The organism is Paracoccus sanguinis (assembly GCF_012689545.1).
Lineage (GTDB): Bacteria > Pseudomonadota > Alphaproteobacteria > Rhodobacterales > Rhodobacteraceae > Paracoccus > Paracoccus panacisoli.
The window spans coordinates 875,525-901,162 of record NZ_CP051542.1 but is presented as its reverse complement, the minus strand read 5'-3'; the positions used below and the strand labels follow the sequence as shown (position 1 = coordinate 901,162).

Here is a 25,638-nt window from a genome sequence, read left to right as displayed (position 1 = left end):
CGCGGCGTTGGGACGCCGGCCGCGGGGGGCGCGGTGCCACCGGGCGGCGTACCGAGGTGGTTCGTGCTGGGGGGGCTGGCGGACGACGGTCCCCAGCCGAGCGCGGGGAGCGTTGCGCCGGGGCGGGCTGCGGGGGTGGGTGTGGTGACCCCGCCCGTACTGGCCCCCGCGTTGGTCGAGGAGGTACCCCTGCCAGAGCCAGAGCCAGAGCCAGAGCCAGAGCCAGAGCCAGAGCCAGAGCCGGAGCCGGAGTCGGGGCCCGGACCGGGGGCCGCAGAGGGGCTGGTGATGCGGCCTGGATTCGACCCAGCGGCTGCTTGGGACGCGGGCTCGGTTGGCGCGTGGACCGGCCGAGCCGGCTGAGCGGCTTTGCCGGTCGTCGGGGACACCGTGCCCAAGCCACCCACCTTCGAATCAGCACCCGCGGCGGCAGGCGCCTCACCAACAGCCGGCACGGCCTCGTCCGACTGACCGGAGGGGAACGACGCATCACGGTGTCCGGGGGAGCTTGCGGTCATGTCACGCCTCCGCCCGCACCCTTGGCGCGGTTGATCGTCTCGGCGTTGCGGACGGTCGAGCGCAGCACCTCGTCGCGGGGCCCGAAGGCCTGGCGGGTGCCCTGGCTCATCACCAGCAGCAGCTCGCACTCGGCAATAGCCGCCGGGCGGTGGGCCATGATGATCACCGCGCCGCCCCGTGCCTTGATGGCGCGGATGGCGAGGTTCAGCGCCTCGGACCCCTCGTTGTCGAGGTTCGAGTTCGGCTCGTCGAGGACGAACAGCACCGGGTCGAGATAGAGCGCGCGGGCCAGCCCAACGCGCTGGATCTGCCCGCCCGAGAGCCGTGCGCCGGCCTGAGCGATCGGCGTGTCGTAGCCCTGCGGCAGGTCGAGGATCATCCGGTGCGCCGCCGCGGCGGTCGCCGCGCGGACCACGGCGTCGGGGTCTGGCGAGGGCGAGAGCCGGGCGATGTTCTCGGCGATGGTGCCGTCGAACAGCGTCACCTGCTGGGGCAGATAGCCCATCAGCCCGCCCAGCACGTCCGGGTCATACTGCTCGAGCGTCGCGCCATCGAGGCGGATCGCGCCGCCCGCGGCCGGCCAGGCGCCGATCAGCGCGCGCGCCAGCGTGGACTTGCCCGCCCCGGACGGGCCGATCACCCCGAGCGCCTGCCCGGGGCCGAGCGAGAAGCTGACCCCACGCAGCGTGGGCACCGACTGGCCGGGCGGCACTACGGTGAGGTTCGACACCTCGAGCCGGGCGGCCGGGCGGGGCAGGGGCGTGCGCGGCGGCTGCGGCGGGCGGCGGCTCAGCAGGTTGCCCATCCGCGCCCATCCGTCCTGGGCGCGCTGGATCACCTGCCAGCCGCCGACGATCTGCTCGATCGGCGCCAGCGCCCGGCCCATCAGGATCGAGCTGGCGATCATCGCGCCGGGCGTCACCTCCTGCCGCAGCACCAGCCACGCCCCGGCGGCGAGCAGCGCCGATTGCAGGAACAGCCGGAAGGTGCGCGAGAACACCGCGAAGAACGAGCCGCGGTCGGCGCCGGTCATCGTCGCCTGCGCCATCCGCTCGCGCGCCCCGCGCCAGCGCAGGAACGTCGCCTGCCGCATCCCGAGCGCGCCGATCAGCTCACCCTCGTCGCGGTAGAGGTCGGCGGCGCGGTCGGCGGTCTGGCCTGACAGCACCGCCTGCTGCAGCGGCCGGCGCGTCAGCGACTGGTTGAGCCAGGTGGTGATGACGAGAATCAGCCCGCCGATGGTGGCCACCACCCCTAGCACCGGATGAAAGAGATAGAGCCCGGCCAGGAATACCGGCGCCCACGGCAGGTCGAACAGCGCCATCAGGACCGGCGAGCCGATGAGCTGGCGCACCGCCTCGAGGTCGCGCAGGCCGCCTTGCGCGGCATGGGTCTGCCCGGTCGCCGCGCCTTCGGCGAGGGCGGCCTGGAACACCCGCTGCTCCATCCGGTCCTGGAAGCGCATCGCCACGCGGGCCATCACGCGGGTGCGGGCAAAGTCGATCAGCCCCATCATGGCAAAGAGAAACGCCACCAGTGCGAACAGCGCCGCGAGCGTCGGGACCGAGCGACTGCCCAGCACCCGGTCATAGACCTGCATCATGAAGAGCGGCCCGGTCAGGTTCAGCAGGTTCACCGCGACCGAGAACACCGCGACGGCCGCGACCAGCCCCAGGCTGCCCCCACGGGCGGCCCTGAGTTCGGCGAATCCGTCATGCCGTCCGGGTGGCGCTGCCATCGTCCCCTTTCCCGTCGCAGGCTCGTGTCATCGTCCAGTTGCCTGGCCGGTTGCCGCGGTCCGCTTCCGTCACTATCCCATCCGCAATGGCGTAAACAGGCCCGACGTCGGCTTCATCGCACGGACGGGTTAAGGAGAGGTTCATGGCCGCGATTTCCATTCGCCCGCGCAGGGCGCTTGCCGCTGCGGCACTCGCGCTTCTCGCAGGCTGCGCCACGGCGCCCGAGGGGCAGATCGCCGACCCCTACGAGCCGATGAACCGGCAGGTCCACGCCTTCAACAAGTCGCTGGATGCCACCGTGCTGCGCCCGATCAGCCGCGCGGTGCGGCGCGGCGACGGCGAGGCGGTCACGGCGTCCGCCGCCCCGAACCCCCACCCGTGGGAGCCGGGCCCGGGCCCGGTCGAGATGGTCGGCAACTTCGGGTCGAACCTCTCGCTGCCGGGCAAGGTGGTCAACAGCCTGCTGCAGGGCCGACCCCAGCCGGCGGCGCAAAACGCGGCGCGGTTCCTCGTCAACTCGACGCTCGGGCTGGCCGGGGTCTTCGATCCCGCGGGGCGCGAGTTCGCGCTGCAAGAGATCGACACCGACTTCGGCGAGACGCTGCACGTCTGGGGGGTGCCGGCGGGCGCCTATCTCGAGCTGCCGGTGCTCGGCCCCTCGACCGAGCGCGACTTCGCCGGGAAGATCGTCGATTTCGTGCTGATCGACCCGCTCGACAGCGTGCTGACCTCCGAGCAGAAGGCGGCGGGCACGGTGGCGCGCATCGTCTCAAAAGCCGGTGAGCGGGCGCGTTTCGGCTCGACCGTGGACTCGGTTCTGCACGACAGTGCCGACAGCTACGCGCAGGCCCGGCTGCTCTACAGCCAGCACCGCCGTTTCGAGCTCAAGCAGGAAGAGGACGTCATTGACCCATATGCCGATTGAGACCCGCCGCGGGTTCCTGGGCCTGATGGCCACCGGGGCGCTGGCCGTGGGCCTGCCCGCCATGCCGGCCTGGGCCGCGTTGTCTGCCGCCAGCGCCACCGCCGCCATTCAGCGCGCTGTGGACGAGGTCTTCGCCATCATCAACGCCGGCACCCCGCCGGCCGAGATGTACCGCCGCTTCGAGGGGGTGTTCACGCGCCACGCCGACGTGGACGCCATCGCCCGCTCGGCGCTGGGACCGGCGGCGCGCGGGCTCGACCCGGCCACCTTCGGGCGTTTCAAGCAGGCGATGACCGGCTATATCGCGCGCAAGTACGGCAAGCGGTTCCGCGAGTTCATCGGCTCGAAGATCGAGGTCGGCGGCGCCAAGCCGGTCAAGTCGTTCTGGTCGGTCAGCTCGACCGCCTACCTGAACGGGCGCAGCCCTATGCAGGTCGACTGGCACATCTCGGACAAGACCGGGCAGCCGCGGTTCTTCAACCTCATCATCGAGGGGGTGAACATGCTCGCGTCCGAGCGCGAGGAGATCGGCGCGATGCTGGCCCGCCGCAAGGGCGACCTGAACGGGCTGATCGCGGATCTGCAGCAGGCGGGCTGACCTTAGTCCCGTCGCCACGAGAAAGGGCCCGCCGGATCGGCGGGCCCTTTTCATTTGGCGCGGCGGTCAGTTGAGGCCGGGGTCAGGCGAGGCCGGGGTCAGTTGAGGCCGGGGATGGCGTTCAGCGCCTCGGCCAGCGCATCGCCGCCGGTGGCGGGCGCGGTCGCGCCGCGGTCGGCCGGGGCAGGGGCCGGGGCCGCGCCGCCCTGGGCTGCGGCCAGCGCGGCCTCGATCGCGGCGCTCTGGGCGGGGGTGCGGGTCTCGGCGGTGCCGACCGTCGCCCCGGCGGTGCGCGGGGCGCGAGCGGGGGCGGGGTCCGGCGCGGCCGCGCTGCGCGCGGGCGGGGCGCCGGCGTCGGCGCGCGGGCGGATCGGGCCGCTCGTGACCGGGGCCGGGGCGGGCACCTCGCGGGCGGGCGGTGGGCCCGAGGGCGCGGGCGCCTCGGGCGCAGGCGCGGGTGCCCCGCCGGCGGCGCCGAGCGCCTCGGCCAGCGCGTCGCCCAGCGGATCGCCCGAGCCGGTCGCGGGCGCAGCGGCGCCCTCTGCCGCGACAGGCGCCTCAGGCGCGGGCGCCGCGCCTGCGGTGCCGAGCGCCTCGGCCAGCGCATCGCCCAAGGGATCGCCCGAGCCGACCGTCGCGCCCGGGGTGCCCGGCGTGCCGCCCATGTCGCCCTGCACCGGCTGGGCCGCGGCCAGCGCCTCGGCCAGCGCGGCGGCCAGCGGGTCGTCGCTGTCGGCCGACACCACGTCGCTGGCCGCGATGGCGTTCCCGGCCGCGTCGGGGGCGATCACGCCCAGCGGCAGCGCCGGCAGGCCCTGGTGGATCTCGGTCATCACCGCCTGCCAGATCTGCGCCGGCAGGCCGCCGCCGGTCACGTCCTTGAGCGGGGTGTTGTCGTCATACCCCATCCAGACGCCGGTCACATACTGCTCGGTGAAGCCGATGAACCACGCGTCGCGGTAGGAGGAGGTCGTGCCGGTCTTGCCCGCCGCCTCGCGCCCCTCGAGCCGGGCGCGGGTGCCGGTCCCGGCCTCGATCACCTGCTTCATCATCCAGATCAGCTCGGACGCGGCCTTGGGCGAGATCACCCGCGTGCCCATCCCGCCGACCTGCCCGATCAGCGGCTTGTCGTCGCCCTTGATCCGCAGCTCGACCAGCCCGTAGGGCCGGACCGCCGTGCCGCCGTTGCGGATGCCCGCATAGGCGCCGGTCATCTCGAGCAGCGTCGTCTCGGACACGCCGAGGCCCAGCGAGGGGCCCGAGGCGAGGTCATGGGCGAAGCCGAAATCCTGGGCGATGCGGCGCACGTTGTCGCGGCCCACCGCCTCCTGCAGGCGGATGGTGGCGGTGTTGATCGACTTCGACAGCGCCGTGGTCAGCGTGATCTCGCCCAGGTAGTTGCGGGTATAGTTCTTCGGCGACCACGGTTTCGCGCCCTTGATGCGGAAGGTGATCGGCGCGTCCATGATCCGGTCGTTGGGGGTGAACCCCTGGTCCAGCGCCGCCGCGAAGACGAAGGGCTTGAAGGACGAGCCGGTCTGCCGCTTGGCCTGGGTGGCGCGGTTGAAGCTGCCGGCCAGCCCCGCGGGGTCGCGCCCGCCGATCATCGCGCGCACCGCGCCATCGGCCGACATGACCACCACCGCGGCCTGCGCCTTCGAGCCCTTGGCGACCTTTTCGTTGAAGATCCGGGCGAGCGCCCGTTCGGCCTGCCGCTGCATGGTCTGGTCGAAGGTCGTCTTGATGGTGACGTCCTCGGTCGTCTCGGTGGTCAGGAAGCCGGGGCCGGATTCCATCACCCAGTCGGCGAAATACCCGCCCGCCCGCGCCGCCGCGGCCTTCGACAGCACCGCCGGATGGGCCCGCGCGTCGGCGAACTGCGCGTCGTCCAGATACCCCTGCTCGTGCATCAGCCCGAGGATCAGGTTGGCGCGGTCCTGCGCCCGCTGCAGGTTCGAGGTGGGCGAGAAATAGCTCGGCGCCTTGAGCAGCCCGGCCAGCATCGCCGCCTCAGGCGCGGTCACCTCGGACGCGGACTTGCCGAAATAGCGCTGCGCCGCCGCCTCGAACCCGCGCGCCCCGGCCCCGAGGTAGCTGCGGTTCATGTAGATGTTGAGGATGTCGTCCTTGGAATACTTCGTCTCGAGCGCCAGCGAGTAGGGGATCTCCTTCACCTTGCGCCAGAGCGAGGACTTGCGGCAGTCGGCCTCATAGTCGGCCTCGGACTTCCACTTGATCGGGTCGAACTCCTCGCCCAGGCACAGCAGCTTGCTGACCTGCTGGGTGATGGTCGAACCGCCGTTGCCCTCAAGCGGGCCGCGCCCCTCGGCCATGTTGATCTTGATGGCGCTGGCGATGCCGCGCGGGCTGATGCCGAGGTGGCCGTAGAAGCGCTTGTCCTCGGTCGCCACCACCGCGTCGCGCAGGATCGGGGCGATCTTGTCGGCGCCGACGGTGTTGTAGGTCTCGCCCCGCCAGGCGAACACCCGGCCGTCGCGGTCGAGCATGGTGACCGAGCCGCGCGCGCGCCCGTCGAAGAGCGCCTGCGCCTCGGGCAGGGTCGAGTAGAAATAGGCGGTGGCGAGGCCGAGGATCAGCACCAGCGTCGCGGCGGTGCGCCAGAACGAGCCCCAGACGATCCGCCAGAACAGCGAAAACGCGCCGGTCACGCCGCGGGTGACGACGTTGCCGCGCCGCCGCGGCGGCTTCGGCTGGCTGGCCGCGCGGCGCCGCGCCTCTTGCGGGGGCAGGCTGCCGCCACCGCCACCGCCACCACCGCCGGCCGCGGGGCCGGGGTCGGCATAGCGCTTGTCGGCGGCCACGCGGCGGCCGGTAGGGGCGCGGCCCGAGGGGGGGCGCCGGGGCCCGTCGTTCTGTGGCATGGCCTGTATCCCGTGGCCGTTGAGCGGCCTTTTCTCTGCTGCGTCATACAGCACGGGGCCCGGGTTGAGAACACATCGCTCGGCCTTTGAACCACTCGTGACCTGCCGCCGGATCGGGCAGGACGGCGATTTCCTGCCTGCGCGTTAGGCAGATCGTGGCGCGACGCGGGGGCAGGCGGGGCTGCGGCTGGACGCCATCGCCCGCGCGCGGCGTCAGTCGGTGCAAGGCGATGCCGCAACGCGGCGAGCCGCTGCGACAGCGACGACAGAGATGAGGACGAGACCGATGACCCAGCCCTTGCCCGACGAGATCCTGCCCGACGCGAGGCCGGGGGGCCGCGCCCGCCCGGGTGCCGGCTGGCCCCGGCGCACCGCCTCGACCCTGATGCCCGCCGCCGCCCTGCTGGCGCTCGCCGCGGCAAGCCCGGCGCTGGCGCAGGTCGCGGCCGATGCCGTCCCCGCGGCGGCCCCGGTGGTCGAAGCCGCGGCCCCGGTCGCCGACAAGGGCGACACCGCCTGGGTGATGATCTCGGCGATCCTCGTGATGATGATGACGCTGCCGGGCCTCGCGCTCTTCTACGGCGGGCTGGTGCGGTCGCGGAACGTGCTCTCGGTGCTGATGCAGGTGCTGACGGTGTTCGCGGTCATCGCCATTCTGTGGGTGGTGTTCGGCTATTCCCTGGCCTTCACCGGGGCGGGCACAGCCGCCGACGCGACCGCGACCACGCCGTTCATCGGCGGGCTGTCCAAGGCGTTCCTCGGCGGGATCACCACCAGCTCGCTGGCCGAGACCTTCTCGGCCGGGGTGTTCATCCCCGAGTTCGCCTTTGCGGTGTTCCAGATGGCCTTCGCCTGCATCGCCGGCGCGCTGATCGTCGGCGCCACCGCCGAGCGGATGAAGTTCGTGGCAATCCTCGCCTTCGTGGTGATCTGGTTCGTGTTCTCGTACCTGCCGATGGCCCACATGGTCTGGTGGTGGGGCGGCCCCTCGGCCTTCGACGCGCCCTCGGGCTTCCTCTTCGGGCACGGCGCGCTCGACTTTGCCGGCGGCACCGTCATCCACATCAACGCGGGTGTCGCGGGCCTCGTCGCGGCGATGGTCGCCGGTCCCCGCATCGGCTACCGCAAGGAGCTGATGGCGCCCCACAACCTCACGCTCACCATGGTCGGCGGCTGCCTGCTGTGGATCGGCTGGTTCGGCTTCAACGCCGGCTCGAACCTCGAGGCGAACGGGCTGACGGCGCTGGCGATCATCAACACCGCCGTGGCCACCGCCGCCGCGGCGCTGGCCTGGGCGGCGGGCGAGTGGGCCATGCGCGGCCACCCGTCGCTGCTGGGCGGCGTCTCGGGCGCGGTCGCGGGCCTCGTGGGCGTCACCCCGGCGGCCGGGTTCGTCGGGCCGATGGGCGCCATCGCCATCGGGCTGGCCGCCGGTCTGATCTGCATGTGGGTCGTCGTCTCGCTCAAGTCGCGGATCGGGATCGACGACAGCCTCGACGTGTTCGGCATCCACGGGGTCGGCGGAATCGTCGGCGCGATCCTCACCGGCGTCTTCGCTGCCCCCTCGCTGGGGGGCACCGGGGTCTATGACTACGCCGCGGGCGCCGTGGCCGAGTTTTCGATGGGGTCGCAGGTCTATGCCCAGGCGCTCGGCGTGGTGATCTGCGTGCTGTGGTCGGGGATCGTCTCGTTCGTGGCCATCCACCTGGTGCGCGTCACCGTCGGCCTGCGCGTCAGCGCCACCGACGAGCGGCAGGGGCTCGACCTCACCACGCATGGCGAGAACGCCTACAACTGACCGCCGGCGGGGGCCTCGCGCCCCCGCACTCCTGCGGGGGCCTTTCGGCCCGGAAGAAACGGAATGGGGGGCGTCCTGCGCCCCCCTTTTTTCTTCCCTGCCGGAAATATCCCGGGGGTGAGGCCCGCACGGGCCGAGGGGGCAGCGCCCCCTGGGCGGCGTCAGGCGACCCGCGCCACCACGAAATCCGCAAGCTCGGAGAGGAGGCCGCGCAACTCGCCCTCGGGCAGCGCCTCGAGCGCCGTGCGGGCCCGCGCCGCCCAGCCGAGCGCGTCGGCGCGCGACGCCTCGATGGCGCCATGGCGGGCGAGAAGCGCCAGCGCCTGCTCCAGATCGCCGTCCTGCTGGTCGCCGCGGGCGATGGTGCGGTCCCAGAAGGCGCGCTCGTCCGCATCGGCGCGGGCGACGGCCTTGATCACCGGCAGGGTCAGCTTGCGCTCGCGGAAATCGTCGCCGGTGTTCTTGCCGATCGTCTCGGTCGCGCCGGAATAGTCGAGGATGTCGTCGACGATCTGGAACGCGATCCCCAGCGCATCGCCGTAATCATAGAGCGCGGCGACCTGAGCCGGCGTTCCGCCCGCGATCACCCCGCCCACCTCGGTCGCGGCCGAGAAGAGCGCCGCGGTCTTGCCGCGCACAACCTGCAGATAGATGTCCTCGGTCGTCGCCAGATCCTGCGCCGCGGTGAGTTGCAGCACCTCGCCCTCGGCGATGGTGGCGGCGGCGTTGGAAAGGATTTCCATCACCCGCATCGAGCCGGTCTCGGTCATCAGCTGGAAGCTGCGGGCGAAAAGGTAATCGCCCACCAGCACCGAGGATTTGTTGTCCCACAGCAGGTTCGCCGTCGGCCGCCCGCGGCGCTGGCGGCTCTCGTCCACCACGTCGTCGTGCAGCAGCGTCGCGGTGTGGATGAACTCGACCGTGGCAGCCAGCAGGTGGTGGTGGCTGCCCTCGAAGCCCAGCATCCGCGCCGCGGCGAGCGTCAGCAGCGGGCGTACCCGCTTGCCGCCGGCCTCGACCAGATGGGCGGTGACCTCGGGGATGCGGGGGGCGTGGCGGCTCTCCATCCGGGTGCGGATCAGCGCGTTGACCGCCGCCATGTCCGGCGCCAGCACCGCGGCCAGCCGGTCCAGCGGCTTGGAGACGTTCTCGTTCACACCCATGGCGGCATCCTTTCCGTGCGCTGCCCTTGCCACGGCATGGACAGTTTCGCAACCGCGGCCTAGCGTCCGGGGCGATGAAGGAACTGCTGCGCTCGACCGATCCCCTGACCATCGCCCGGGCGCTGGACCTGCTCGAGGGCGAGGGAATCCCCGCCTTCGAGCTTGATCGCCACATGAGCGTGCTCGAGGGGTCGATCGGCATCCTGCCGCGCCGGGTGATGGTGGCCGACCGCGACCATTTCATGGCGAGCGCCATTCTGCGCGACCACGGGATCGGATGAGCGACCCTGCCGGAACCCGCGACGACGCCTTTCTGGGCGGGCGGCTGGTGCTGCGCCAGCCGGCGCGAGGCTACCGGGCCGGCATGGACGCCGTTCTGCTGGCCGCGGCCTGCCCCGCGCGGCCGGGGGCGCGGGTGCTGGAACTCGGCTGTGGGGCGGGGGTGGCGCTCTTCTGCCTCGGCGCGCGGGTGGGCGGCCTCGCCCTCACCGGGCTCGAGCGGCAGGCTGAGATGGCGGCGCTGGCCCGCCACAATGCCGCGGCGACCGGGACGGGCGCGCGGATCCTCTGCGGCGACGTGGCGGCGATGCCCGAGGCGCTCAGGCAGGAGCGATTCGACCACGTCATCATGAACCCGCCGTTCTTCGCCGCAGGCCCCGCGGCGCCCGACCCGGCCCGCGCCGCGTCCCGCCACGAGGACACGCCGCTCGACGTCTGGATCGACGCGGGGCTGCGGCGGCTGGGGCAGGGCGGCACGCTGACGGTGATCCACCGGGCCGAGGCCCTGGACCGCATCCTCGGCGCGCTGGGCGGCCGGGCGGGGGGCGTCGCCATCCTGCCCATCGCGGCCCGGGCGGGGGGCCCGGCGGGCCGGGTGATCGTGCAGGCCGCCAAGGGCCGCCGCTCACCCCTGCGGCTGCTCGCGCCGCTGGTGCTGCACGCCGGGGCCGCGCACGCCGGCGACCGCGAGGACCTGACGCCTGCCGCGCAGGCAGTCCTGCGCCACGCCGCCGCATTGGACATAAAACTGTCGTGATTCGGGTGACAGCCCGTCCGCGATGTGCTGGACTGAACCCAGTCGCCACCAGAACAGGAGATCTTTCATGTCGGTTCAGTCGCACGTCGTCGAATTGCGAAAGAAGCATCAGCACCTGTCGGACGAGGTCGAGCGCGCCCAGCGTCTGCCCGGATCGGACGATCTGGCGATCGCCGCGATGAAGAAGGAAAAGCTGCGACTGAAGGAAGAGATCGAGCGGCTGACCCACTGACCGGGACAGCCGGGGGACGACCCCCATGATGATGTCGCACGGCGGCCCGCAGAGCACTCTGCGGGCCGTCCGCATTCAGGGCGCCGCCCGCCGCCGCCCGCCCGCGGCCGCGAGGGCCGCGCCTGCGGTGATGAGCGCGGCGGCGATCCCCAGCGTCGCCGACGCCTGCGCCCGCCCGGCCAGCACCAGCCACAGGGTCGAGGCGAGCGGCGCGGCATAGGAGAGCGTGCCGAGCAGCTGGATGTTGCCGCGCTTGACGCCCGCGTCCCAGGCGAAGAAGGCGAGGCCCACCGGCCCCAGCCCCAGCCCCAGCACCGCGAGCCAGCCGGCGGGGGTGGCGGGGGCCGCGGGCGTCTCGAGCGCCAGATGCGCGAGCCCGGCCAGCGCTGCGGTGGCGAGGCAGTTGACCGCCACCGCCGCGGTCGGCACCGCCGCCAGCCGCCGCGAGGCGAGCGAATAGGCCGCCCAGGTCAGCGCGCAGAGGAACGCGAGCCCGTAGCCGGTCAGCACCCCGGCGCCCGCGGTCCCGTGCCCGCTCGGCGCCAGCAGCAGCGCCGCCCCGGCAAAGGCCAGCGCGGCCCCGGCGACATGGGCGGGGCGCAGCCGCTCACCCGGCAGCAACCCCGAGCCGAGGACGATGAACAAAGGCCAGAGATAGGAAATCAGCCCGGCCTCGGCCGGCGGGGCGAGGCGCAGGGCCGAGAAATAGAGCGCGTGAAAGCCGAAGAGCCCGGCGGTGCCGACGACATAGGCCCGCAGCGGAACGCCCGCGAGCACCCCGAACCCCGGCCCGGCCGCGATCCAGCCCAGCCCCGCCAGCCCGGCGATGGCAAAGCTCGCCGCGCAGAGCAGGAACGGCGGCATCGGCGCCGTGGCGACGGTGAGCAGCGCCAGCCCCGACCAGAGCGCGACGGCGAGGGCGCCGATGAGCGTGGCGCGGGTCGAGGGAAGCATGGGCGGGGCTTTCGGCAGCGGTGACGTGCGGGGCTGCCTGTCTCGCCGCGCGGGGTGCCGTCAAGGGGCCGCGCACAGTCGGCTACGGGAGGGCGGTCCGGCACCGGATCAGGAACGGCGCTGCCGTGCCCGCCGTAGCCCCGATGGACAGGCCCGCACCGGCGGACCTGTCCGGGTTCAGCGATCAGCCGAAGAACTGCGCCCCGTTGGCACTGATCGTCGAGCCCGAGATGAAGCCCGCGTCGTCCGAGGCGAGGAACACGACGCAGCGCGCGATCTCTTCCGGCTCGCCCAGGCGGCCGACGGGGATCTGCGGGATGATGCGCTCGTTCAGCACCTTCTCGTCGATGGCGCGCACCATCTCGGTGCCGATGTAGCCCGGGGCGACGACGTTCACCGTGATCCCGGCCCGCGCCCCTTCCTGCGCCAGCGCGCGGGTGAAGCCGATGTCGCCGGCCTTGGCGGCGGAATAGTTGGCCTGGCCCGCCTGGCCCTTCTGGCCGTTCACCGACGAGATGTTGATGACCCGCCCGAACTTGCGGTCGCGCATCCCGTTCCAGACCCCGTGGGTCATGTTGAAGACGCCGGTGAGGTTGGTGTCGATGACCTCTTTCCACTGCTGCGGGGTCATCTTGTGGAACATCCCGTCGCGGGTGATGCCGGCGTTGTTCACCAGCACGTCGACCGGGCCCAGCTCGGCCTCGACCTGCTTGATGCCCTCGGCGCAGGCGTCGTAGTCGGCGACCGACCACTTGTAGGTCTTGATCCCGGTTTCCTCGGTGAAGGCCTTGGCCGCCTCGTCGTTGCCGGCATAGTTCGCCGCGACCTCATAGCCCGCCTCTTTCAGCGCCTTGGAAATGGCCGCGCCGATCCCGCGCGACCCGCCGGTCACAAGTGCCACTTTCGCCATCGTTATCTCCTCACCCAGATTGTGAAATGCTATTACGTTCAAGACCTACGTTGAGAAAGATTGTTACGCAAGGCCTCCTCGGCGGGGTGGGGCGGCGACGTCACGTGCGGCCGCGCGCGGGGGCTTTTCCGGGCCCGACGCGGCGCGCCGGGTTGCCTGGGGGCTGCGCAAAAAATAGGACGGACGCCGCGCGATCTGCCAGACAGGACCGACCGATGACCGTTGCCCGCTGCCTGCCGCTGCCGATGGCCGCGCTGCTGATGGCCCTGCCCGCCCGGGCGCAGGAGGGCGCGCTGGCCAGCCTGCCGCATGACCTGTCGCCCTTGGGGATGTTCCGGCAGGCCGACCCGGTGGTGCAGGGGGTCATGCTGGGCCTCGCGCTCGCCTCGGTCGTCACCTGGACGGTGCTGGTGGTGAAGCTGGCCGAGCTGGCCCGCGCCAGCGCCGCGCTGCGCCGCGGGGCCGCGCGGATCGAGGCGGCCGAGAGCCTGCGCGCGGCCCTCGCCGGGGCCGAGGCACCCGCGCCCGACGCCCGGATGCTGCGGGCCGCGGCGCGCGAGCTGAACCGCTCGGCCGAGGGGACCGGCTTCGGGGCGGGCGAGGGGGTGCGGGCCCGCATCGCCTCGCATCTGGCGCAGGTGCAGGCGCGGGCGGCGCGCGAGATGGCGCGCGGCACCGGGGTTCTGGCGACGATCGGAGCGACGGCGCCCTTCGTCGGGCTGTTCGGGACCGTCTGGGGGATCATGAACAGCTTCATCGGCATCTCGCGGGCGCAGACCACCAACCTCGCCGTGGTGGCGCCGGGGATCGCCGAGGCGCTGCTGGCCACCGCGCTGGGCCTCGTTGCCGCGATCCCGGCGGTGGTGATCTACAACGGCTTTGCCCGCGCCATCGGCGGCTACCGCCTGCGGCTGGCCGAGACGGCGGCGGCGGTCGAGCGGCTGGTGAGCCGCGACCTCGACCGCGCCGCCGCGGGCCTTTGGGTCTGAGCCGATGGCGGGCGGGTTCTTCCGGGACGACGACGACCTGCCCGAGGCGCACGAGATCAACGTGACGCCCTTCATCGACGTGATGCTGGTGCTGCTCATCATCTTCATGGTGGCGGCGCCCTTGGCGACGGTGGACGTGGCGGTCGACCTGCCCGCGTCGAACGCGCCGCCCGCGGCCCGGCCCGAGGCGCCGCTGTGGCTGACGGTCGGCCCCGACCTGTCGCTGCGGCTGGGCGAGGCCGCCGTGGCGCCCGAGGCGCTGGGCGCGGCGCTGGACACGGCCACCGGCGGCGACCGCGACGCGCGCGTCTTCCTGCGCGCCGACCGGGTGGTGGCGTACGGCGCGCTGATGGAGGTGATGAACCGCCTGCGCGACGCGGGCTATCTGCGCATCGCGCTCGTGGGGCTGGACAGCGGGGCGGCGGCGCCGTGAGCGGCGCGGTGGCGCGCGACGGCGCGGGCCTGCGCGCGGGGGGCTGGGCGGCGGCGGCGGCGCTGGTCGCGGCGGGGCACCTCGCCGCCGGCGCCTGGGCGCTGCGCCACGCGCCGCCGCCGCTGCCGGCACTGCCCGAGGCGATCGAGATCGAGCTGGCGCCGCCCGAGGCCGACCCGCCGGGCCTCGCCGCGCCGGGTGGGGCGATGGACGGGGGTGCGGTGTCAGGGCAGGCGGCTGCTGCGGTGCCCGAGGCCCCTTCGACTGCCGAAGCGGCGCCGGCTCCGGAGAGTTTGCCCGCCCCCGAGCCCGAGGAGGCTTCCCCGGTTGAGCCTGCGCTCACTCCCGAAGCGCCCCTCGCACTGCCCGACGCGCCCGCGCCACCCGACGCGCCCGCGCCGCCCGACGCCGCGCCTGCGCCCGAATCCCCACCGCCCGCGCCGGTCCCGCCCGAGTCGTCCGCACCCATTCCAACGCCAAGCCTCGCCCCGCCACTTCCGCCCCCCGATCCGGCGTGGCTGCCGCGTCCCGTCCCCGCGCCGCCCCCGCGACCAGCCCATATCGCGGCCAGGGCGGCAGAGGCGGCCGCCGAACGGCCCCGCATCGAGCGCGCCGCGCCATCCCCGCCCGCCGAGACCCCCGCGGCGCGCCAACCGCGCGAGCCCCGCCGCCCCGCCACCCCGTCCCGCGCCGCCCCCGCCGTCACCGCGCCGCGGACGCCGCAGGCAGCCCCAAGCGCAACGGGGCAACGGACCGGGTACGCGGGGCAGGGGCAGCAGGGGCAGGGGACGGGCCGCGCGTCGGCAGGCGCCATGCAGTCCTGGCAGCGCACGGCGGGCGACAAGGTGCGGCGTCACATGGCCCGGACGCCCGCCACGGGTGCGCGGGGCACGGTCAGCGCCGAGGTGGTGGTGACGGTGGACCCCTCCGGCGCGACGCGCGCGCGGCTGAGCCGCGGCTCGGGCGATCCGCGCGTCGATGCGGCGCTGGGGCGGCAGGCGGCGCGGATGCCCCGCCTCGGCGCGCCCCCGGACGGCCGCCCGTTTCAGGCGACCCTACCGGTCACCATCCGCATGCGCTGAGGGCCGCAGCTCAACGCTGCGGCCATCCGATTCCTTCTAGACCACATACCCGGCCGAGGGTTCTGCCAGCGCCTCAGCGCCGCCCGCTCACATCCCTTCGTAAAGCGGGAAGCGGCGGCAGAGCGCCTCGACCTCGGCGCGGACCTTGGACTCGGTCTCGGCGTTGCCGTCCTCGCCGTGGGCGGCCAGCCCGTCGACGACCTCGACGATCCAGCGGGCGATCTGGCGGAACTCGTCCTCCTTGAACCCGCGGGTCGTCCCCGCCGGGGCGCCGAGGCGGATGCCCGAGGTGACGAAGGGCTTTTCCGGGTCGAACGGCACGCCGTTCTTGTTGCAGGTGATGTGGGCGCGGCCCAGCGCCGCCTCGGTCGCCTTGCCGGTCACGCCCTTGGGCCGCAGGTCGGCGAGGCACAGGTGGTTGTCGGTGCCGCCCGACACGATGTCGATGCCGCCCTTCATCAGCTCGTCGGCCATCGCCTGCGCGTTCTTCACGACCTGCGCGGCGTAGTCCTTGAAGGACGGGTCCAGCGCCTCCTTGAAGGCCACGGCCTTGGCGGCGATGACGTGCATCAGCGGGCCGCCCTGCAGGCCGGGGAACACGGCCGAGTTGATCTTCTTGGCGATCTCGGCGTCGTTCGTCAGGATCATGCCCCCGCGCGGACCGCGCAGCGACTTGTGGGTGGTGGTCGTCACCACATGGGCGTGGGGCAGGGGCGAGGGATGCGCGCCGCCCGCGACCAGACCGGCGATATGGGCCATGTCCACCATCAGATAGGCCCCGACCTCGTCGGCGATCTTGCGGAACTCGGCCCAGTCCCAGACGCGGCTGTAGGCGGTGCCGCCGGCCACGATCAGCTTCGGCTTCGACTCGACGGCCTTGCGGCGGATCTCCTCCATGTCGAGCCGCTGGTCCTGCTGGCGCACGCCATAGCTGACCACGTTGAACCACTTGCCGCTCATGTTCACCGGCGAGCCATGCGTCAGGTGCCCGCCCGAGTTGAGGTCGAGGCCCATGAACGTGTCGCCCGGCTGCAGCAGCGCCAGGAACACCGCCTGGTTCATCTGGCTGCCCGAGTTCGGCTGGACGTTGGCGAATTCGCAGCCGAACAGCTGCTTGGCGCGCTCGATCGCCAGCGTCTCTGCGATGTCGACGTACTGGCAGCCGCCGTAGTAGCGCTTGCCCGGGTAGCCCTCGGCATATTTGTTCGTCAGCACCGACCCCTGCGCCTCGAGCACGGCCCTCGAGACGATGTTCTCAGAGGCGATCAGCTCGATCTCGTCGCGCTGGCGGCCGAGTTCCTGGCGGATCGCCTCGGCGATCTCGGGGTCACGGTCGGCGAGGACTTCGGTGAAAAAGGCGCTGTCGGTCATCGGGGCTCTCCGCGGGCGAGGTGTGCGGATGGGTGTTAGCCGCTTTGCGCGGGGCTTGCCAGAACGCAGGCGACATCGCGGTGGCAGATTCGCGTCGCGGCCCGGGCGGCCGCCGGCCCGGCGGGCCCGGACGCGGCGACACCGGCGGCGGCCGGGCCTTGCCATCGGGGGGCGGGGGTGCAAGCTCTGGGCCCATGACCGCGATCCATTTCACCGCCAGCGATACCGACATCGCGCTGTCCGCCCTGGGCCGGCTGATGGACCGCTACGGGCAGGCCCCGGTGGCGCGGGCCGATGTCGTGGTGGCGCTGGGCGGCGACGGGCAGATGCTGTCGGTGCTGCGCCAGAACCTCGGGCGGCCGGTCTACGGGATGAACCGCGGCACCGTCGGCTTCCTGATGAACGACTATGCCGAGGACAACCTGCCTGCCCGCATCGCCGGGGCGGAGGTGACCGTCATCAACCCGCTGTCGATGGTCGCGGGCGCGCCCGACGGGGCCGAGCACCGGGCGCTCGCCATCAACGAGGTGAGCCTGCTGCGCGCCGGCCCGCAGGCGGCCAAGCTGCAGATCAGCGTCGACGGAAGGGTGCGGATGGAGGAGCTGGTTGCCGACGGCGCCCTGCTCTCGACCCCCGCGGGGTCGACCGCCTACAACTATTCGGCCGGCGGGCCGATCCTGCCGCTCGGCTCGGACGTGCTGGCGCTGACCGCCATCGCCCCCTTCCGCCCGCGCCGGTGGCGGGGTGCGATCCTGCCCAAGTCGGGGGTGGTCCGCTTCGACGTGCTCGACCCGCGCAAGCGCCCGGTGATGGCCGACGCCGACTCGCGCCAGGTCGAGCGGGTGCTGTGGGTCGAGATCCGGTCCGAGCCGCGCATCGCCCACCGCATCCTGTTCGACAAGGGCCACGGGATGGAGGAACGGCTGATGCGCGAGCAGTTCGTCTGACCCGTGGAGGGCGTGTGGGGACTCGTCCTCGGCGTCCTGTCGATGCTGTCCGATCTGGTCCGGGGGCGGCTGCCGCGCGACCCCTATGGCGTGGCGGTGCTGGTGATCCTCGGGCTGGCGGGGGGCTTGGCGCTGGTGATGACCGTTGGTCCGCTGGTGGACGGCTGGCTGACCCGGTGGATCGCCCGAGCAGTCTCGTGAATGTCCCAAGGGGCTCTGGTTGGCGCGCCGGTCCGAGCCGCGCATCGCCCACTGCACCCTCTTCGACACGGGTCACGGGATGGAGGAACGGCTGATGCGCGCGCCGTGCGTCTGAGCGGACCGGCGCGCCGGCATTGCGCCGCCCGGCGATTGTGATGGAACTGTCACACGGGCTCGCCATGATCGCGGCGCGTTTCATGTCCCAAGGATGCCGGCCGTGACCCGACTTGCCCGCCTGTCCCTGATCCTGCCAATCTGCGCGGCCCTTGCGCTGCCGCTGTCCCCCGCCGTTGCGCAAGAGCGCACCCTGACCGTCGAGGGCGGTCAGGCCAGCGCCCCGGTCGGGGTGCTGGTCCAGGTCCGCTCGGTCCGGGTCAGCCCGGATGCCACCGTGCTGCACCTGCTGGCGAGCTTCGACAGCCAGGCGACGAGCTTCATCAACCTCAACGACAGCCAGAACGCCTATCTCGAATATGGCGACGGCCAGCGCCTGCACCTGTGGCAGGTGCCCGACAACCCGTGGCTGCGGGTGGTGAACGGCGAGACGCTCGAGGGCGATCTGGTGTTTCCGGGCACCCTCCCGGCGGACGTGAACAAGGTGGTGCTGGTGCTCAACCCCGGCAATGCGGCCGATGACACCGACGCGCCCGGGATGCGCCTGACGCTGGTGCTGGCGTCCTGATGCGCGGCGGGGGCCTGGCCGCCGCGTTGCTTCTGGGTCTTGCGGCGGGCGCTGCGGCGGCCCAGAGCTATGCCGTGACCCACAACCCCGCCCCGGTGGGCGAGGCGCCCTCGGCCCTCGCGCCCCGGACGCTGCCGGTGTCGCGGCTGGACCCGCGTCCGGCGGCCGGCACGGCCGGGCCGCTCGACCTCGCCTCGACGCTGGGGGTCCAGGACACCGAGGCCGGCGCGCTGGCCGAAAGCGAGGCGGTGCTGAGCGAGCTTGGCGCCACGGTCGAGGACGGGCAGGTGCGCGTGACGCTGCCCGGCGACGTGCTCTTCGACTTCGACCGGGCCGAGATCCGGGCCGACGCGGTGCCGGTGCTCGAGCGGCTGGCCGGGGCGCTGGCCGGGCTGCCGGGGCAGCTGGTCGAGATTATCGGCCACACCGATGCCATGGGCGACGACGCCTATAACCAGGGCCTGTCCGAGCGGCGCGCCGGGGCGGTACGCTCGTGGCTCGCTGCGCGCGAGATCGCCGAAAGCCGGCTCAGCGCCGCGGGGCGCGGCGAGGCCGAGCCGGTCGCCCCCAACGCCCGCGCCGATGGCAGCGACGATCCCGACGGCCGGCAGAAGAACCGCCGGGTCGAGTTCGTGATCGGCGGGGCCTGACCGGCGCCTCTGCCGCCGGACCGCCCGGCCCCACCCGCCCCGCCCGGCCCCACCCGCCCCGCCCGGCCCCACCCGCCCCGCCCGGCCCCGCCCGGCCCGCGCGGGGCGTTGCCGGCCGGGCGCCGCCGCGCTAAAGCCGCCCCATGCTGGACAACCGCCCCCAACTGCCGCCCGAAATCGCCCGCCGCCGGACCTTTGCGATCATCTCGCATCCCGACGCCGGCAAGACGACGCTGACCGAAAAGTTCCTGCTGTTTGGCGGCGCCATCCAGATGGCGGGACAGGTCCGCGCCAAGGGCGAGGCGCGGCGCACCCGCTCGGACTACATGAAGATGGAGCAGGAGCGCGGGATCTCGGTCTCGGCCTCGGCGATGAGCTTCGACTTCGGGGCGTACCGCTTCAACCTCGTGGACACGCCCGGCCACTCGGACTTCTCCGAGGACACCTATCGCACCCTGACCGCGGTCGATGCCGCGATCATGGTGATCGACGGCGCCAAGGGGGTCGAGAGCCAGACCCGCAAGCTCTTCGAGGTCTGCCGGCTGCGCGACCTGCCGATCCTGACCTTCTGCAACAAGATGGACCGCGAGAGCCGCGACACCTTCGAGATCATCGACGAGATCCAGGAAAACCTCGCCATCGACGTGGCGCCGGCCAGCTGGCCTATCGGCATGGGGCGCGATTTCCTCGGGTGCTACGACCTGCTGCACGACCGGCTCGAGCTGATGGACCGCGCCGACCGCAACCGGGTGGCCGAGACGGTGCAGATCGCGGGGCTCGACGACCCGAAGCTCGCCGAGCACATCCCGGCGGGCCAGCTCGCGCAGTTGCGCGAGGAAATCGAGATGGCGCGCGAGCTTCTGCCCGCCTTCGACCGCAAGGCGTTCCTTGAAGGGCACATGACCCCGATCTGGTTCGGCAGCGCGATCAACAGCTTCGGCGTGCGCGAGCTGATGACCGGGATCGGTGAGTTCGGCCCCGAACCGCAGCCCCAGACCGCCGCCGAGCGCCAGATCGCCCCGGAGGAGACGCCGGTCACCGGCTTCGTCTTCAAGGTGCAGGCCAACATGGACCCCAAGCACCGCGACCGGGTGGCCTTCGTCCGCCTCGCCTCGGGGCATTTCGAGCGCGGGATGAAGCTGCTGCACGTCCGCTCGAAGAAGCCGATGGCGGTGTCGAACCCGGTGCTGTTCCTCGCCGCCGACCGCGAGCTGGCCGAGGAGGCCTGGGCCGGCGACATCATCGGCATCCCGAACCACGGCCAGCTGCGCATCGGCGATGCGCTGACCGAGGGCGAGGGGCTGCGCTTCACCGGCATCCCGTCCTTTGCCCCCGAGCTGTTGCAGACCGTGCGCGCGGGCGACCCGATGAAGGCCAAGCACCTGGAAAAGGCGCTGATGCAGTTCGCCGAAGAGGGCGCGGCCAAGGTCTTCAAGCCGATGATCGGCTCGGGCTTCATCGTCGGCGTCGTGGGCGCCCTGCAGTTCGAGGTGCTGGCGAGCCGGATCGAGCAGGAATACGGCCTGCCGGTGCGCTTCGAGCCGTCGCAGTTCACCTCGGCCCGCTGGGTGTCGGGTGAGCGCGAGGCGGTGGACCGCTTCGCCGCGACCAACAAGCAGCACATGGCGACCGACCACGACGGCGACACGGTTTACCTGACGCGCCTGCAATGGGACATCGACCGCGTGGTGCGCGACCACCCCGAGCTGAAGCTGACGGCGACCAAGGAGATGATGGTCTAGCCCTCATCCCTCGCGACCGGAGCGCCCGATGCCCATCCATGAACTCGCCGCACTCGGGGCCGCGATCTGCTGGGCGGTGACGGGGCTGCTGTCGGCGGGACCGGTGCGGGCGCTGGGGCCCTTCGGCTTCAACCTGATCCGGCAGGGGATCGTCACCGGCGTCCTGCTGGCGCTGGTGCTGGCGACGGGCCGCTGGCGCGGGATCGACGCGGCGCTGCTGCCGCCGATGCTGTGGTCGGGGCTGATCGGCATCTTCGGCGGCGACACGCTGCTGTTCTTCGCCCTGCGCCGGCTCGGGCCGCGCCGCACCGGGGCGCTGTTTGCGATGAACGCGCCGATCGCGGCGGTGCTGGGCTGGATGGTGCTGGGCGAGACGCTCTCGGCGCAGGGCGTGGCGGGCGTCGCGCTCTGCTCGGTCGGGGTGGCGATCTGCGTGCTGGGCCGCGGCGGGGCGAGCGACTTCGAGGCGGTGCGCGGCCGGGTCGGCACGGGCGTGGCGCTGGGGCTGCTCGCGGCCTTCGGTCAGGCGGCGGGGTCGATGATCGCGCGGCCGGCGATGGCGGCGGGGATGGACCCGTTTGCCGGCTCGCTGATCCGGGTCGCGGCGGCGGTCGCCTGTCTCGCGGCGCTGATGGCGCTGCGCCTGCCGGTGGCGCGGATCGAGGCGCGGCCGGGGCCGCGGATGACGGCGCAGATCGCGGCCTCGGGCGTGATCGCCATGGTGATCGGGATGACGCTGCTGCTGTTCGCGCTGCAGGGCGGCAAGGTCGGCATCGTCTCGACGCTGTCGGCGCTGTCGCCGGTGATGATCCTGCCGATCCTGTGGGCCGTCACCGGCGAGCGGCCGAGCGCGGCAAGCTGGGCCGGCGCGCTGATCGCCGTCGCCGGGATGGGCCTGATCTTCATGCGCTGAGCGTGGGCCGTCAGTCCGCGCCCCCGAACCCCCCGCGCCCGCCGGTCAGGCGCTGGTATTCCGAGATCGCATAACGGTCGGTCATGCCCGCCACGTAGTCGAGCACGACGCGCGCCCGCCCGGTCCGGTCGGGCGCCTCGAGCGCCCAGTCCTGCCACTCGGCCGGCATCAGCCGGGGATCGTCCAGCAGCATCGGGAACAGCGCGTTCAGCATCTCGGTGGCGCGCTGGCGCTCGCGCACGACCGAGTCGGCGCGGTACATCCGGGTGAAGAGGAAGCCCTTGATCGCCTTGAGGTTCTGGTAGAGCGGCTTGGAAAAGCGGATCACCGGGCCGTCCATCGCGCGGATCGCCTCGACATCCGCCGGGGCGGCGGCGGACAGCCGGCCGCGGGCGACGGCGATCACGTCCTCGACCATCACCCCGAACACCCGGCGCAGCGCCTCGTGCCGGCGCCGCATCGGGTCGAGGCCCGGATGCAGCCGGTCCACCTCGGCCAGCGCCGGGCCGACCAGCGGCAGCTCGGACAGGTCGGCCTCGGTGAAGAGCCCGGCGCGCAGCCCGTCGTGCAGGTCGTGGTGGTTATAGGCGATGTCGTCGGCCACCGCCGCCACCTGCGCCTCGGCGCTGGCATGGGTGTCGAGCCGCAGGTTCCAGTCGGCATTGACCTCGGCCAGCGCCCAGGGCCAGGGGGCGGGCACCGGGCCGTTGTGCTTGGCGATGCCCTCGAGCGTTTCCCACGTCAGGTTGAGGCCGTCGAATCCGGCGTAGTGACGCTCCAGCCGGGTCACGATCCTCAGCGCCTGGGCGTTGTGGTCGAAGCCGCCGTAGGGCGCCATCAGGGCGGCGAGCGCATCCTCTCCGGTATGGCCGAAGGGCGGGTGGCCGAGGTCGTGGGCCAGCGCCACCGCCTCTGCGAGGTCGGTGTCGAGCCCCAGCGCCGCGGCGATGGTGCGGGCGACCTGCGCCACCTCGATCGTGTGGGTCAGGCGGGTACGGTAATAGTCGCCACGATACCCGTCGCCGTCCTGTTCGACGAACACCTGCGTCTTGTGCTTGAGCCGGCGGAAGGCCGACGAGTGGATGATCCGGTCGCGGTCGCGCTGCCAGGGCGAGCGGAAGGTGGAGAGCTCCTCCGGGTGGCGGCGGCCGCGGCTGGCCTGCGGGCGGCAGGCGAAGGGGGCGAGGCCGCCGGGACGGGCCACGGCCATCTCGGCCGCGGGGTCGGGGGCAGTCGGGTGCCGGCGGGGCGGCGAAGCGGGGACCATGCGGCGGCGGGCCTTTCGGGGCGGGTTCCTTGCGGGACGTGCCTTGCGAACCTATAGTTCGAGATCAGGACACGAAACGGGAACGCCCCATGAACCTGCCCCCCAAGGTCACGCCCCGCGCCTTTGCGCGGCTGGCCGAGATCAACGCCGGCAGTTCGGGTGACGGTGCGGCGCCCGCCCTGCGGGTGGCGGTGGCCGGTGGCGGCTGCTCGGGCTTTCAGTACGACATCCGCATGGACGCGCCGGCCCCGGACGACCTGGTGCTGGAAGAGGCGGGGCAGCGCGTGGTCGTGGACCCGGTGTCGCTGCCGTTCCTCGCCGGGGCCACGATCGACTGGTCCGACGAGCTGATCGGGGCGCGCTTCACCATCGACAACCCCAACGCCAGCGCCTCGTGCGGCTGCGGCACGTCCTTCTCGATCTGACACGCCATGATCTTCGAGATCCTGCTGATCGTCCTGTTGACCGTGGCCAACGGCGTGCTGTCGATGTCCGAGCTGGCGGTGGTCAGCTCGCGTCCCGCGCGGCTGGCGAGCATGGCCGAAAAGGGCGACCGCGGCGCGCAGGTGGCGCTGGGTCTGCTGGAACAGCCGGGCAAGTTCCTGTCCTCGGTGCAGATCGGCATCACCCTCGTGGGCGTGCTGACCGGCGCTGTCTCGGGCGCGACGCTGGGGGCGCGGGCGGCGGGCGCGCTGGTGCGGGCCGGGATGCCCTTTGGCGTGGCCCAGACGCTGGGCGTGTTCCTTGTCGTCACCGCCATCACCGCGCTCTCGGTGATCGTGGGCGAGTTGGTCCCCAAGCAGATCGCCATGTCCAACCCCGAGCGGATCGCGGCCCGCGTCGCGCCCTCGATGCGGATGCTGGCGCGGATCGGCACGCCGCTGGTGTGGTTTCTCGACACCACCGCGCGGCTGGTGCTGCACCTGATCGGGGTGCGCGACCAGTCCGACCGCGCCATCACCGACGAAGAGGTCCGCATGACGCTGACCGAGGCCACCCAGGCGGGCGTGCTGCTCGAGGGTGAGCGGGGGATGATCGCGGGCGTCATGCGGGTCGCCGACCGCACCGCGGCGGCGATGATGACCCCGCGCCGCGATGTCGAGACGGTGGACGTCACCGACCCGCCCGAGGTGGTGATCGAGAAGGCGCGAGCCGCCCGGTTCTCGCGCCTGCCGGTCACCGAAGGCTCGGCCGACGAGATCCTGGGCGTGGTGGCGCTGCGCGACCTGATCGGGGTCGAGGCGCCCGACCTGCGGGCGCTGATGCGCGAGGCGCCCACCGTGCTCGACGCCGCCGACGCGCTGTCGGTGATCGAGGTGATGCGCGTGACGCCCTCGCGCATGGTCCTCGTCTACGACGAATACGGGCATTTCCAGGGCATCATCACCGCGATGGACCTGCTCGAGGCGATCACCGGCGATTTCGTCGACGCCGAGGGCGAAGAGCCGGACGTGGTCCGTCGCGCCGACGGCTCGTGGCTGGTCGCCGGCAGCGAAAGCGCCGACGAGTTCGCCGGCGAGACCGGGTTCCCGGTGCCGGACGGGGATTTCCACACCGTCGCCGGGATGGTGCTGTCGATCATCAACCGCATCCCGCGCACCGGCGACGTGTTCACCCACGAGGGCTGGACCGTCGAGGTCGCGGACATGGACGCGATGCGGATTGACCGGTTGATCGTCACGGCGCCTGCTGCCGAAAATTGAGCCGCCGGACCGGGGCGCTGCCCCGGACCCCGGGATATATGGGTCCAGCCCGAGGGATCAGAGCCGTGAAGATCGCCAGCTTCAACATCAACGGTGTCAAGGCGCGGATCGCCCAGCTGACCGCCTGGCTGCCCGAGGCGCAGCCCGACGTGGTGGTGTTGCAGGAGATCAAGACCGTGGACGAGGGCTTTCCCGCCGAGATGATCGAGGATCTCGGCTGGCAGGTCTGGACCCACGGGCAGAAAAGCTGGAACGGGGTCGCGCTGCTTTCGCGCCTGCCGGTCGAGGATGTGCGGCGCGGCCTGCCCGGCGACGACGGCGACGAGCAGGCCCGCTGGATCGAGGCCGAGGTGATGGGCGCTCACCACGCGGTCACGGTGGCCGGGCTTTACCTGCCGAACGGCAACCCGGCGCCGGGGCCGAAATACGACTACAAGCTCGCCTGGATGGAGCGGCTGCGCGCCCGCGCGGCCGCCCTGCTCGACACCGAGGCGCCGGTGGTGATGCTGGGCGACTACAACGTCATCCCCGAGCCGCGCGACGCCGCCCACCCCGAGCGCTGGGTCGAGGACGCGCTGTTTCTGCCCGAGACGCGCGCGGCCTTTCGCCGCATCGTCAACCAGGGCTGGACCGACGCGCTGCGCATCCGCGACCCGCACGGGACGCGCGGGCCCTTCACCTTCTGGGACTATCAGCGGCAGGCGTGGGAGCGTGACAACGGCATCCGCATCGACCATCTGCTGCTGAGCCCGCAGGCCGCTGACCTGATGCGGGATGCGGGCGTGGACCGCGACCAGCGCGCGACCGAGAAGCCGTCGGACCACGTGCCGGTCTGGGTCGAGATCGACGCCTGACTGGGCGCGCGGGGCCGGGGCGGCCTTCGCTCTTGCAGCATCCGCGAA

General features: G+C 72.5%; 24 protein-coding genes and 1 pseudogene. 18 read left to right on the top strand and 7 right to left on the bottom strand.

Annotated features, from left to right (window positions below):
• Window positions 1-514 precede the first annotated feature (514 nt).
• Window positions 515-2,257 carry a type I secretion system permease/ATPase gene (locus HGN31_RS04355; RefSeq protein WP_168782434.1) on the bottom strand — a complete coding sequence of 581 codons (1,743 nt, stop codon included), beginning with the start codon at window positions 2,255-2,257 and terminating at the stop codon, window positions 515-517.
• A gap of 143 nt (window positions 2,258-2,400) precedes the next feature.
• On the opposite strand from HGN31_RS04355, the gene HGN31_RS04350 reads away from it, so the two are divergent.
• On the top strand, window positions 2,401-3,183 hold the full coding sequence (locus tag HGN31_RS04350) for an MlaA family lipoprotein (protein ID WP_168782433.1): 783 nt from the start codon (window positions 2,401-2,403) through the stop codon (window positions 3,181-3,183).
• Complete coding sequence (locus HGN31_RS04345) at window positions 3,173-3,781, top strand: MlaC/ttg2D family ABC transporter substrate-binding protein (RefSeq protein ID WP_036711199.1); 609 nt, start codon at window positions 3,173-3,175, stop codon at window positions 3,779-3,781. The genes HGN31_RS04350 and HGN31_RS04345 overlap by 11 nt, the downstream gene beginning before the upstream one ends.
• A gap of 667 nt (window positions 3,782-4,448) precedes the next feature.
• Here the strand turns inward: HGN31_RS04345 and HGN31_RS04340 are convergent.
• Window positions 4,449-6,663, bottom strand: a pseudogene (locus HGN31_RS04340) (transglycosylase domain-containing protein); the annotation flags it as partial.
• A 385-nt stretch (window positions 6,664-7,048) separates the two neighbouring features.
• On the opposite strand from HGN31_RS04340, the gene HGN31_RS04335 reads away from it, so the two are divergent.
• Window positions 7,049-8,461 (top strand): ammonium transporter, encoded by a 1,413-nt coding sequence (locus HGN31_RS04335; RefSeq protein ID WP_168783803.1) that lies wholly within the window; start codon window positions 7,049-7,051, stop codon window positions 8,459-8,461.
• A 161-nt stretch (window positions 8,462-8,622) separates the two neighbouring features.
• On the opposite strand, the gene HGN31_RS04330 is transcribed toward HGN31_RS04335, so the two are convergent.
• Window positions 8,623-9,624 (bottom strand): polyprenyl synthetase family protein, encoded by a 1,002-nt coding sequence (locus HGN31_RS04330; RefSeq protein WP_168782432.1) that lies wholly within the window; start codon window positions 9,622-9,624, stop codon window positions 8,623-8,625.
• 74 nt (window positions 9,625-9,698) lie between these two features.
• Here HGN31_RS04330 and HGN31_RS04325 point away from each other — a divergent pair, with 74 nt between their 5' ends.
• The 3 genes from HGN31_RS04325 (at window position 9,699) to HGN31_RS04315 (ending at window position 10,892) form a co-directional block, all read left to right on the top strand.
• On the top strand, window positions 9,699-9,905 hold the full coding sequence (locus tag HGN31_RS04325) for a putative signal transducing protein (protein ID WP_036711195.1): 207 nt from the start codon (window positions 9,699-9,701) through the stop codon (window positions 9,903-9,905).
• On the top strand, window positions 9,902-10,660 hold the full coding sequence (locus tag HGN31_RS04320) for a tRNA1(Val) (adenine(37)-N6)-methyltransferase (RefSeq protein WP_168782431.1): 759 nt from the start codon (window positions 9,902-9,904) through the stop codon (window positions 10,658-10,660). The genes HGN31_RS04325 and HGN31_RS04320 overlap by 4 nt, the downstream gene beginning before the upstream one ends.
• A gap of 67 nt (window positions 10,661-10,727) precedes the next feature.
• Complete coding sequence (locus HGN31_RS04315; RefSeq protein WP_081962744.1) at window positions 10,728-10,892, top strand: YdcH family protein; 165 nt, start codon at window positions 10,728-10,730, stop codon at window positions 10,890-10,892.
• A 75-nt stretch (window positions 10,893-10,967) separates the two neighbouring features.
• Here the strand turns inward: HGN31_RS04315 and yddG are convergent, their stop codons facing one another.
• A complete protein-coding gene (yddG, locus tag HGN31_RS04310; RefSeq protein WP_168782430.1) occupies window positions 10,968-11,846 on the bottom strand; it encodes an aromatic amino acid exporter YddG in 879 nt (292 codons plus the stop codon).
• A 184-nt stretch (window positions 11,847-12,030) separates the two neighbouring features.
• On the bottom strand, window positions 12,031-12,756 hold the full coding sequence (phbB, locus tag HGN31_RS04305) for an acetoacetyl-CoA reductase (protein ID WP_036705665.1): 726 nt from the start codon (window positions 12,754-12,756) through the stop codon (window positions 12,031-12,033).
• A 215-nt stretch (window positions 12,757-12,971) separates the two neighbouring features.
• Here phbB and exbB point away from each other — a divergent pair, with 215 nt between their 5' ends.
• From exbB to HGN31_RS04290, 3 genes are read left to right on the top strand one after another with little or no spacing between them, the layout of a single operon-like run.
• Window positions 12,972-13,745, top strand: coding sequence for a tonB-system energizer ExbB (gene exbB, locus HGN31_RS04300; protein WP_244961132.1), 774 nt, complete (start codon window positions 12,972-12,974; stop codon window positions 13,743-13,745).
• A gap of 4 nt (window positions 13,746-13,749) precedes the next feature.
• Window positions 13,750-14,178, top strand: coding sequence for a TonB system transport protein ExbD (exbD, locus tag HGN31_RS04295; RefSeq protein WP_168782428.1), 429 nt, complete (start codon window positions 13,750-13,752; stop codon window positions 14,176-14,178).
• On the top strand, window positions 14,175-15,260 hold the full coding sequence (locus HGN31_RS04290) for a TonB C-terminal domain-containing protein (protein WP_168782427.1): 1,086 nt from the start codon (window positions 14,175-14,177) through the stop codon (window positions 15,258-15,260). The genes exbD and HGN31_RS04290 overlap by 4 nt, the downstream gene beginning before the upstream one ends.
• 87 nt (window positions 15,261-15,347) lie before the next feature.
• On the opposite strand, the gene glyA is transcribed toward HGN31_RS04290, so the two are convergent.
• The gene (gene glyA / locus HGN31_RS04285; protein ID WP_043132696.1) at window positions 15,348-16,631 is read right to left on the bottom strand and encodes a serine hydroxymethyltransferase; all 1,284 of its coding nucleotides are present in this window, start codon (window positions 16,629-16,631) and stop codon (window positions 15,348-15,350) included.
• A 194-nt stretch (window positions 16,632-16,825) separates the two neighbouring features.
• Here glyA and HGN31_RS04280 point away from each other — a divergent pair, with 194 nt between their 5' ends.
• The 6 genes from HGN31_RS04280 to HGN31_RS04255 all read left to right on the top strand — a co-directional run bounded on the left by HGN31_RS04280 (window position 16,826) and on the right by HGN31_RS04255 (window position 21,766).
• The gene (locus tag HGN31_RS04280) at window positions 16,826-17,578 is read left to right on the top strand and encodes an NAD kinase (RefSeq protein ID WP_036710484.1); all 753 of its coding nucleotides are present in this window, start codon (window positions 16,826-16,828) and stop codon (window positions 17,576-17,578) included.
• Window positions 17,579-17,590: 12 nt separating this feature from the next.
• A complete protein-coding gene (locus tag HGN31_RS04275) occupies window positions 17,591-17,779 on the top strand; it encodes a hypothetical protein (RefSeq protein WP_168782426.1) in 189 nt (62 codons plus the stop codon).
• A gap of 217 nt (window positions 17,780-17,996) precedes the next feature.
• On the top strand, window positions 17,997-18,461 hold the full coding sequence (locus HGN31_RS04270) for a hypothetical protein (RefSeq protein WP_168782425.1): 465 nt from the start codon (window positions 17,997-17,999) through the stop codon (window positions 18,459-18,461).
• Window positions 18,461-19,111 (top strand): OmpA family protein, encoded by a 651-nt coding sequence (locus tag HGN31_RS04265; RefSeq protein ID WP_168782424.1) that lies wholly within the window; start codon window positions 18,461-18,463, stop codon window positions 19,109-19,111. Before HGN31_RS04270 ends, HGN31_RS04265 begins: the two co-directional genes overlap by 1 nt.
• A gap of 143 nt (window positions 19,112-19,254) precedes the next feature.
• Window positions 19,255-20,853 (top strand): peptide chain release factor 3, encoded by a 1,599-nt coding sequence (locus HGN31_RS04260; protein WP_036710487.1) that lies wholly within the window; start codon window positions 19,255-19,257, stop codon window positions 20,851-20,853.
• A gap of 28 nt (window positions 20,854-20,881) precedes the next feature.
• Window positions 20,882-21,766: a DMT family transporter gene (locus tag HGN31_RS04255; protein WP_168782423.1), complete on the top strand. Its 885-nt coding sequence runs from the start codon at window positions 20,882-20,884 to the stop codon at window positions 21,764-21,766.
• A gap of 10 nt (window positions 21,767-21,776) precedes the next feature.
• On the opposite strand, the gene HGN31_RS04250 is transcribed toward HGN31_RS04255, so the two are convergent.
• Window positions 21,777-22,976, bottom strand: coding sequence for a deoxyguanosinetriphosphate triphosphohydrolase (locus tag HGN31_RS04250; protein ID WP_168783802.1), 1,200 nt, complete (start codon window positions 22,974-22,976; stop codon window positions 21,777-21,779).
• 146 nt (window positions 22,977-23,122) lie between these two features.
• Here HGN31_RS04250 and HGN31_RS04245 point away from each other — a divergent pair, with 146 nt between their 5' ends.
• From HGN31_RS04245 to xth, 3 genes are all read left to right on the top strand, one after another.
• Window positions 23,123-23,458: a HesB/IscA family protein gene (locus tag HGN31_RS04245; RefSeq protein ID WP_036701785.1), complete on the top strand. Its 336-nt coding sequence runs from the start codon at window positions 23,123-23,125 to the stop codon at window positions 23,456-23,458.
• Window positions 23,459-23,464: 6 nt separating this feature from the next.
• Window positions 23,465-24,736: a hemolysin family protein gene (locus HGN31_RS04240; protein ID WP_036701787.1), complete on the top strand. Its 1,272-nt coding sequence runs from the start codon at window positions 23,465-23,467 to the stop codon at window positions 24,734-24,736.
• Between the two features lie 65 nt (window positions 24,737-24,801).
• Complete coding sequence (gene xth / locus HGN31_RS04235; RefSeq protein ID WP_168782422.1) at window positions 24,802-25,590, top strand: exodeoxyribonuclease III; 789 nt, start codon at window positions 24,802-24,804, stop codon at window positions 25,588-25,590.
• Window positions 25,591-25,638 lie beyond the last annotated feature (48 nt).

Bases quoted from the DNA above. Each gene is read 5' to 3' on its own strand.
- HGN31_RS04355 (WP_168782434.1), bottom strand. From the start codon at position 2,257: ATGGCAGCGCCACCCGGACGGCATGACGGATTCGCCGAACTCAGGGCC.
- HGN31_RS04350 (WP_168782433.1), top strand. From the start codon at position 2,401: ATGGCCGCGATTTCCATTCGCCCGCGCAGGGCGCTTGCCGCTGCGGCA.
- HGN31_RS04345 (WP_036711199.1), top strand. From the start codon at position 3,173: ATGCCGATTGAGACCCGCCGCGGGTTCCTGGGCCTGATGGCCACCGGG.
- HGN31_RS04335 (WP_168783803.1), top strand. From the start codon at position 7,049: ATGCCCGCCGCCGCCCTGCTGGCGCTCGCCGCGGCAAGCCCGGCGCTG.
- HGN31_RS04330 (WP_168782432.1), bottom strand. From the start codon at position 9,624: ATGGGTGTGAACGAGAACGTCTCCAAGCCGCTGGACCGGCTGGCCGCG.
- HGN31_RS04325 (WP_036711195.1), top strand. From the start codon at position 9,699: ATGAAGGAACTGCTGCGCTCGACCGATCCCCTGACCATCGCCCGGGCG.
- HGN31_RS04320 (WP_168782431.1), top strand. From the start codon at position 9,902: ATGAGCGACCCTGCCGGAACCCGCGACGACGCCTTTCTGGGCGGGCGG.
- HGN31_RS04315 (WP_081962744.1), top strand. From the start codon at position 10,728: ATGTCGGTTCAGTCGCACGTCGTCGAATTGCGAAAGAAGCATCAGCAC.
- yddG (WP_168782430.1), bottom strand. From the start codon at position 11,846: ATGCTTCCCTCGACCCGCGCCACGCTCATCGGCGCCCTCGCCGTCGCG.
- phbB (WP_036705665.1), bottom strand. From the start codon at position 12,756: ATGGCGAAAGTGGCACTTGTGACCGGCGGGTCGCGCGGGATCGGCGCG.
- exbB (WP_244961132.1), top strand. From the start codon at position 12,972: ATGACCGTTGCCCGCTGCCTGCCGCTGCCGATGGCCGCGCTGCTGATG.
- exbD (WP_168782428.1), top strand. From the start codon at position 13,750: ATGGCGGGCGGGTTCTTCCGGGACGACGACGACCTGCCCGAGGCGCAC.
- glyA (WP_043132696.1), bottom strand. From the start codon at position 16,631: ATGACCGACAGCGCCTTTTTCACCGAAGTCCTCGCCGACCGTGACCCC.
- HGN31_RS04280 (WP_036710484.1), top strand. From the start codon at position 16,826: ATGACCGCGATCCATTTCACCGCCAGCGATACCGACATCGCGCTGTCC.
- HGN31_RS04265 (WP_168782424.1), top strand. From the start codon at position 18,461: ATGCGCGGCGGGGGCCTGGCCGCCGCGTTGCTTCTGGGTCTTGCGGCG.
- HGN31_RS04260 (WP_036710487.1), top strand. From the start codon at position 19,255: ATGCTGGACAACCGCCCCCAACTGCCGCCCGAAATCGCCCGCCGCCGG.
- HGN31_RS04255 (WP_168782423.1), top strand. From the start codon at position 20,882: ATGCCCATCCATGAACTCGCCGCACTCGGGGCCGCGATCTGCTGGGCG.
- HGN31_RS04250 (WP_168783802.1), bottom strand. From the start codon at position 22,976: ATGGCCGTGGCCCGTCCCGGCGGCCTCGCCCCCTTCGCCTGCCGCCCG.
- HGN31_RS04245 (WP_036701785.1), top strand. From the start codon at position 23,123: ATGAACCTGCCCCCCAAGGTCACGCCCCGCGCCTTTGCGCGGCTGGCC.
- HGN31_RS04240 (WP_036701787.1), top strand. From the start codon at position 23,465: ATGATCTTCGAGATCCTGCTGATCGTCCTGTTGACCGTGGCCAACGGC.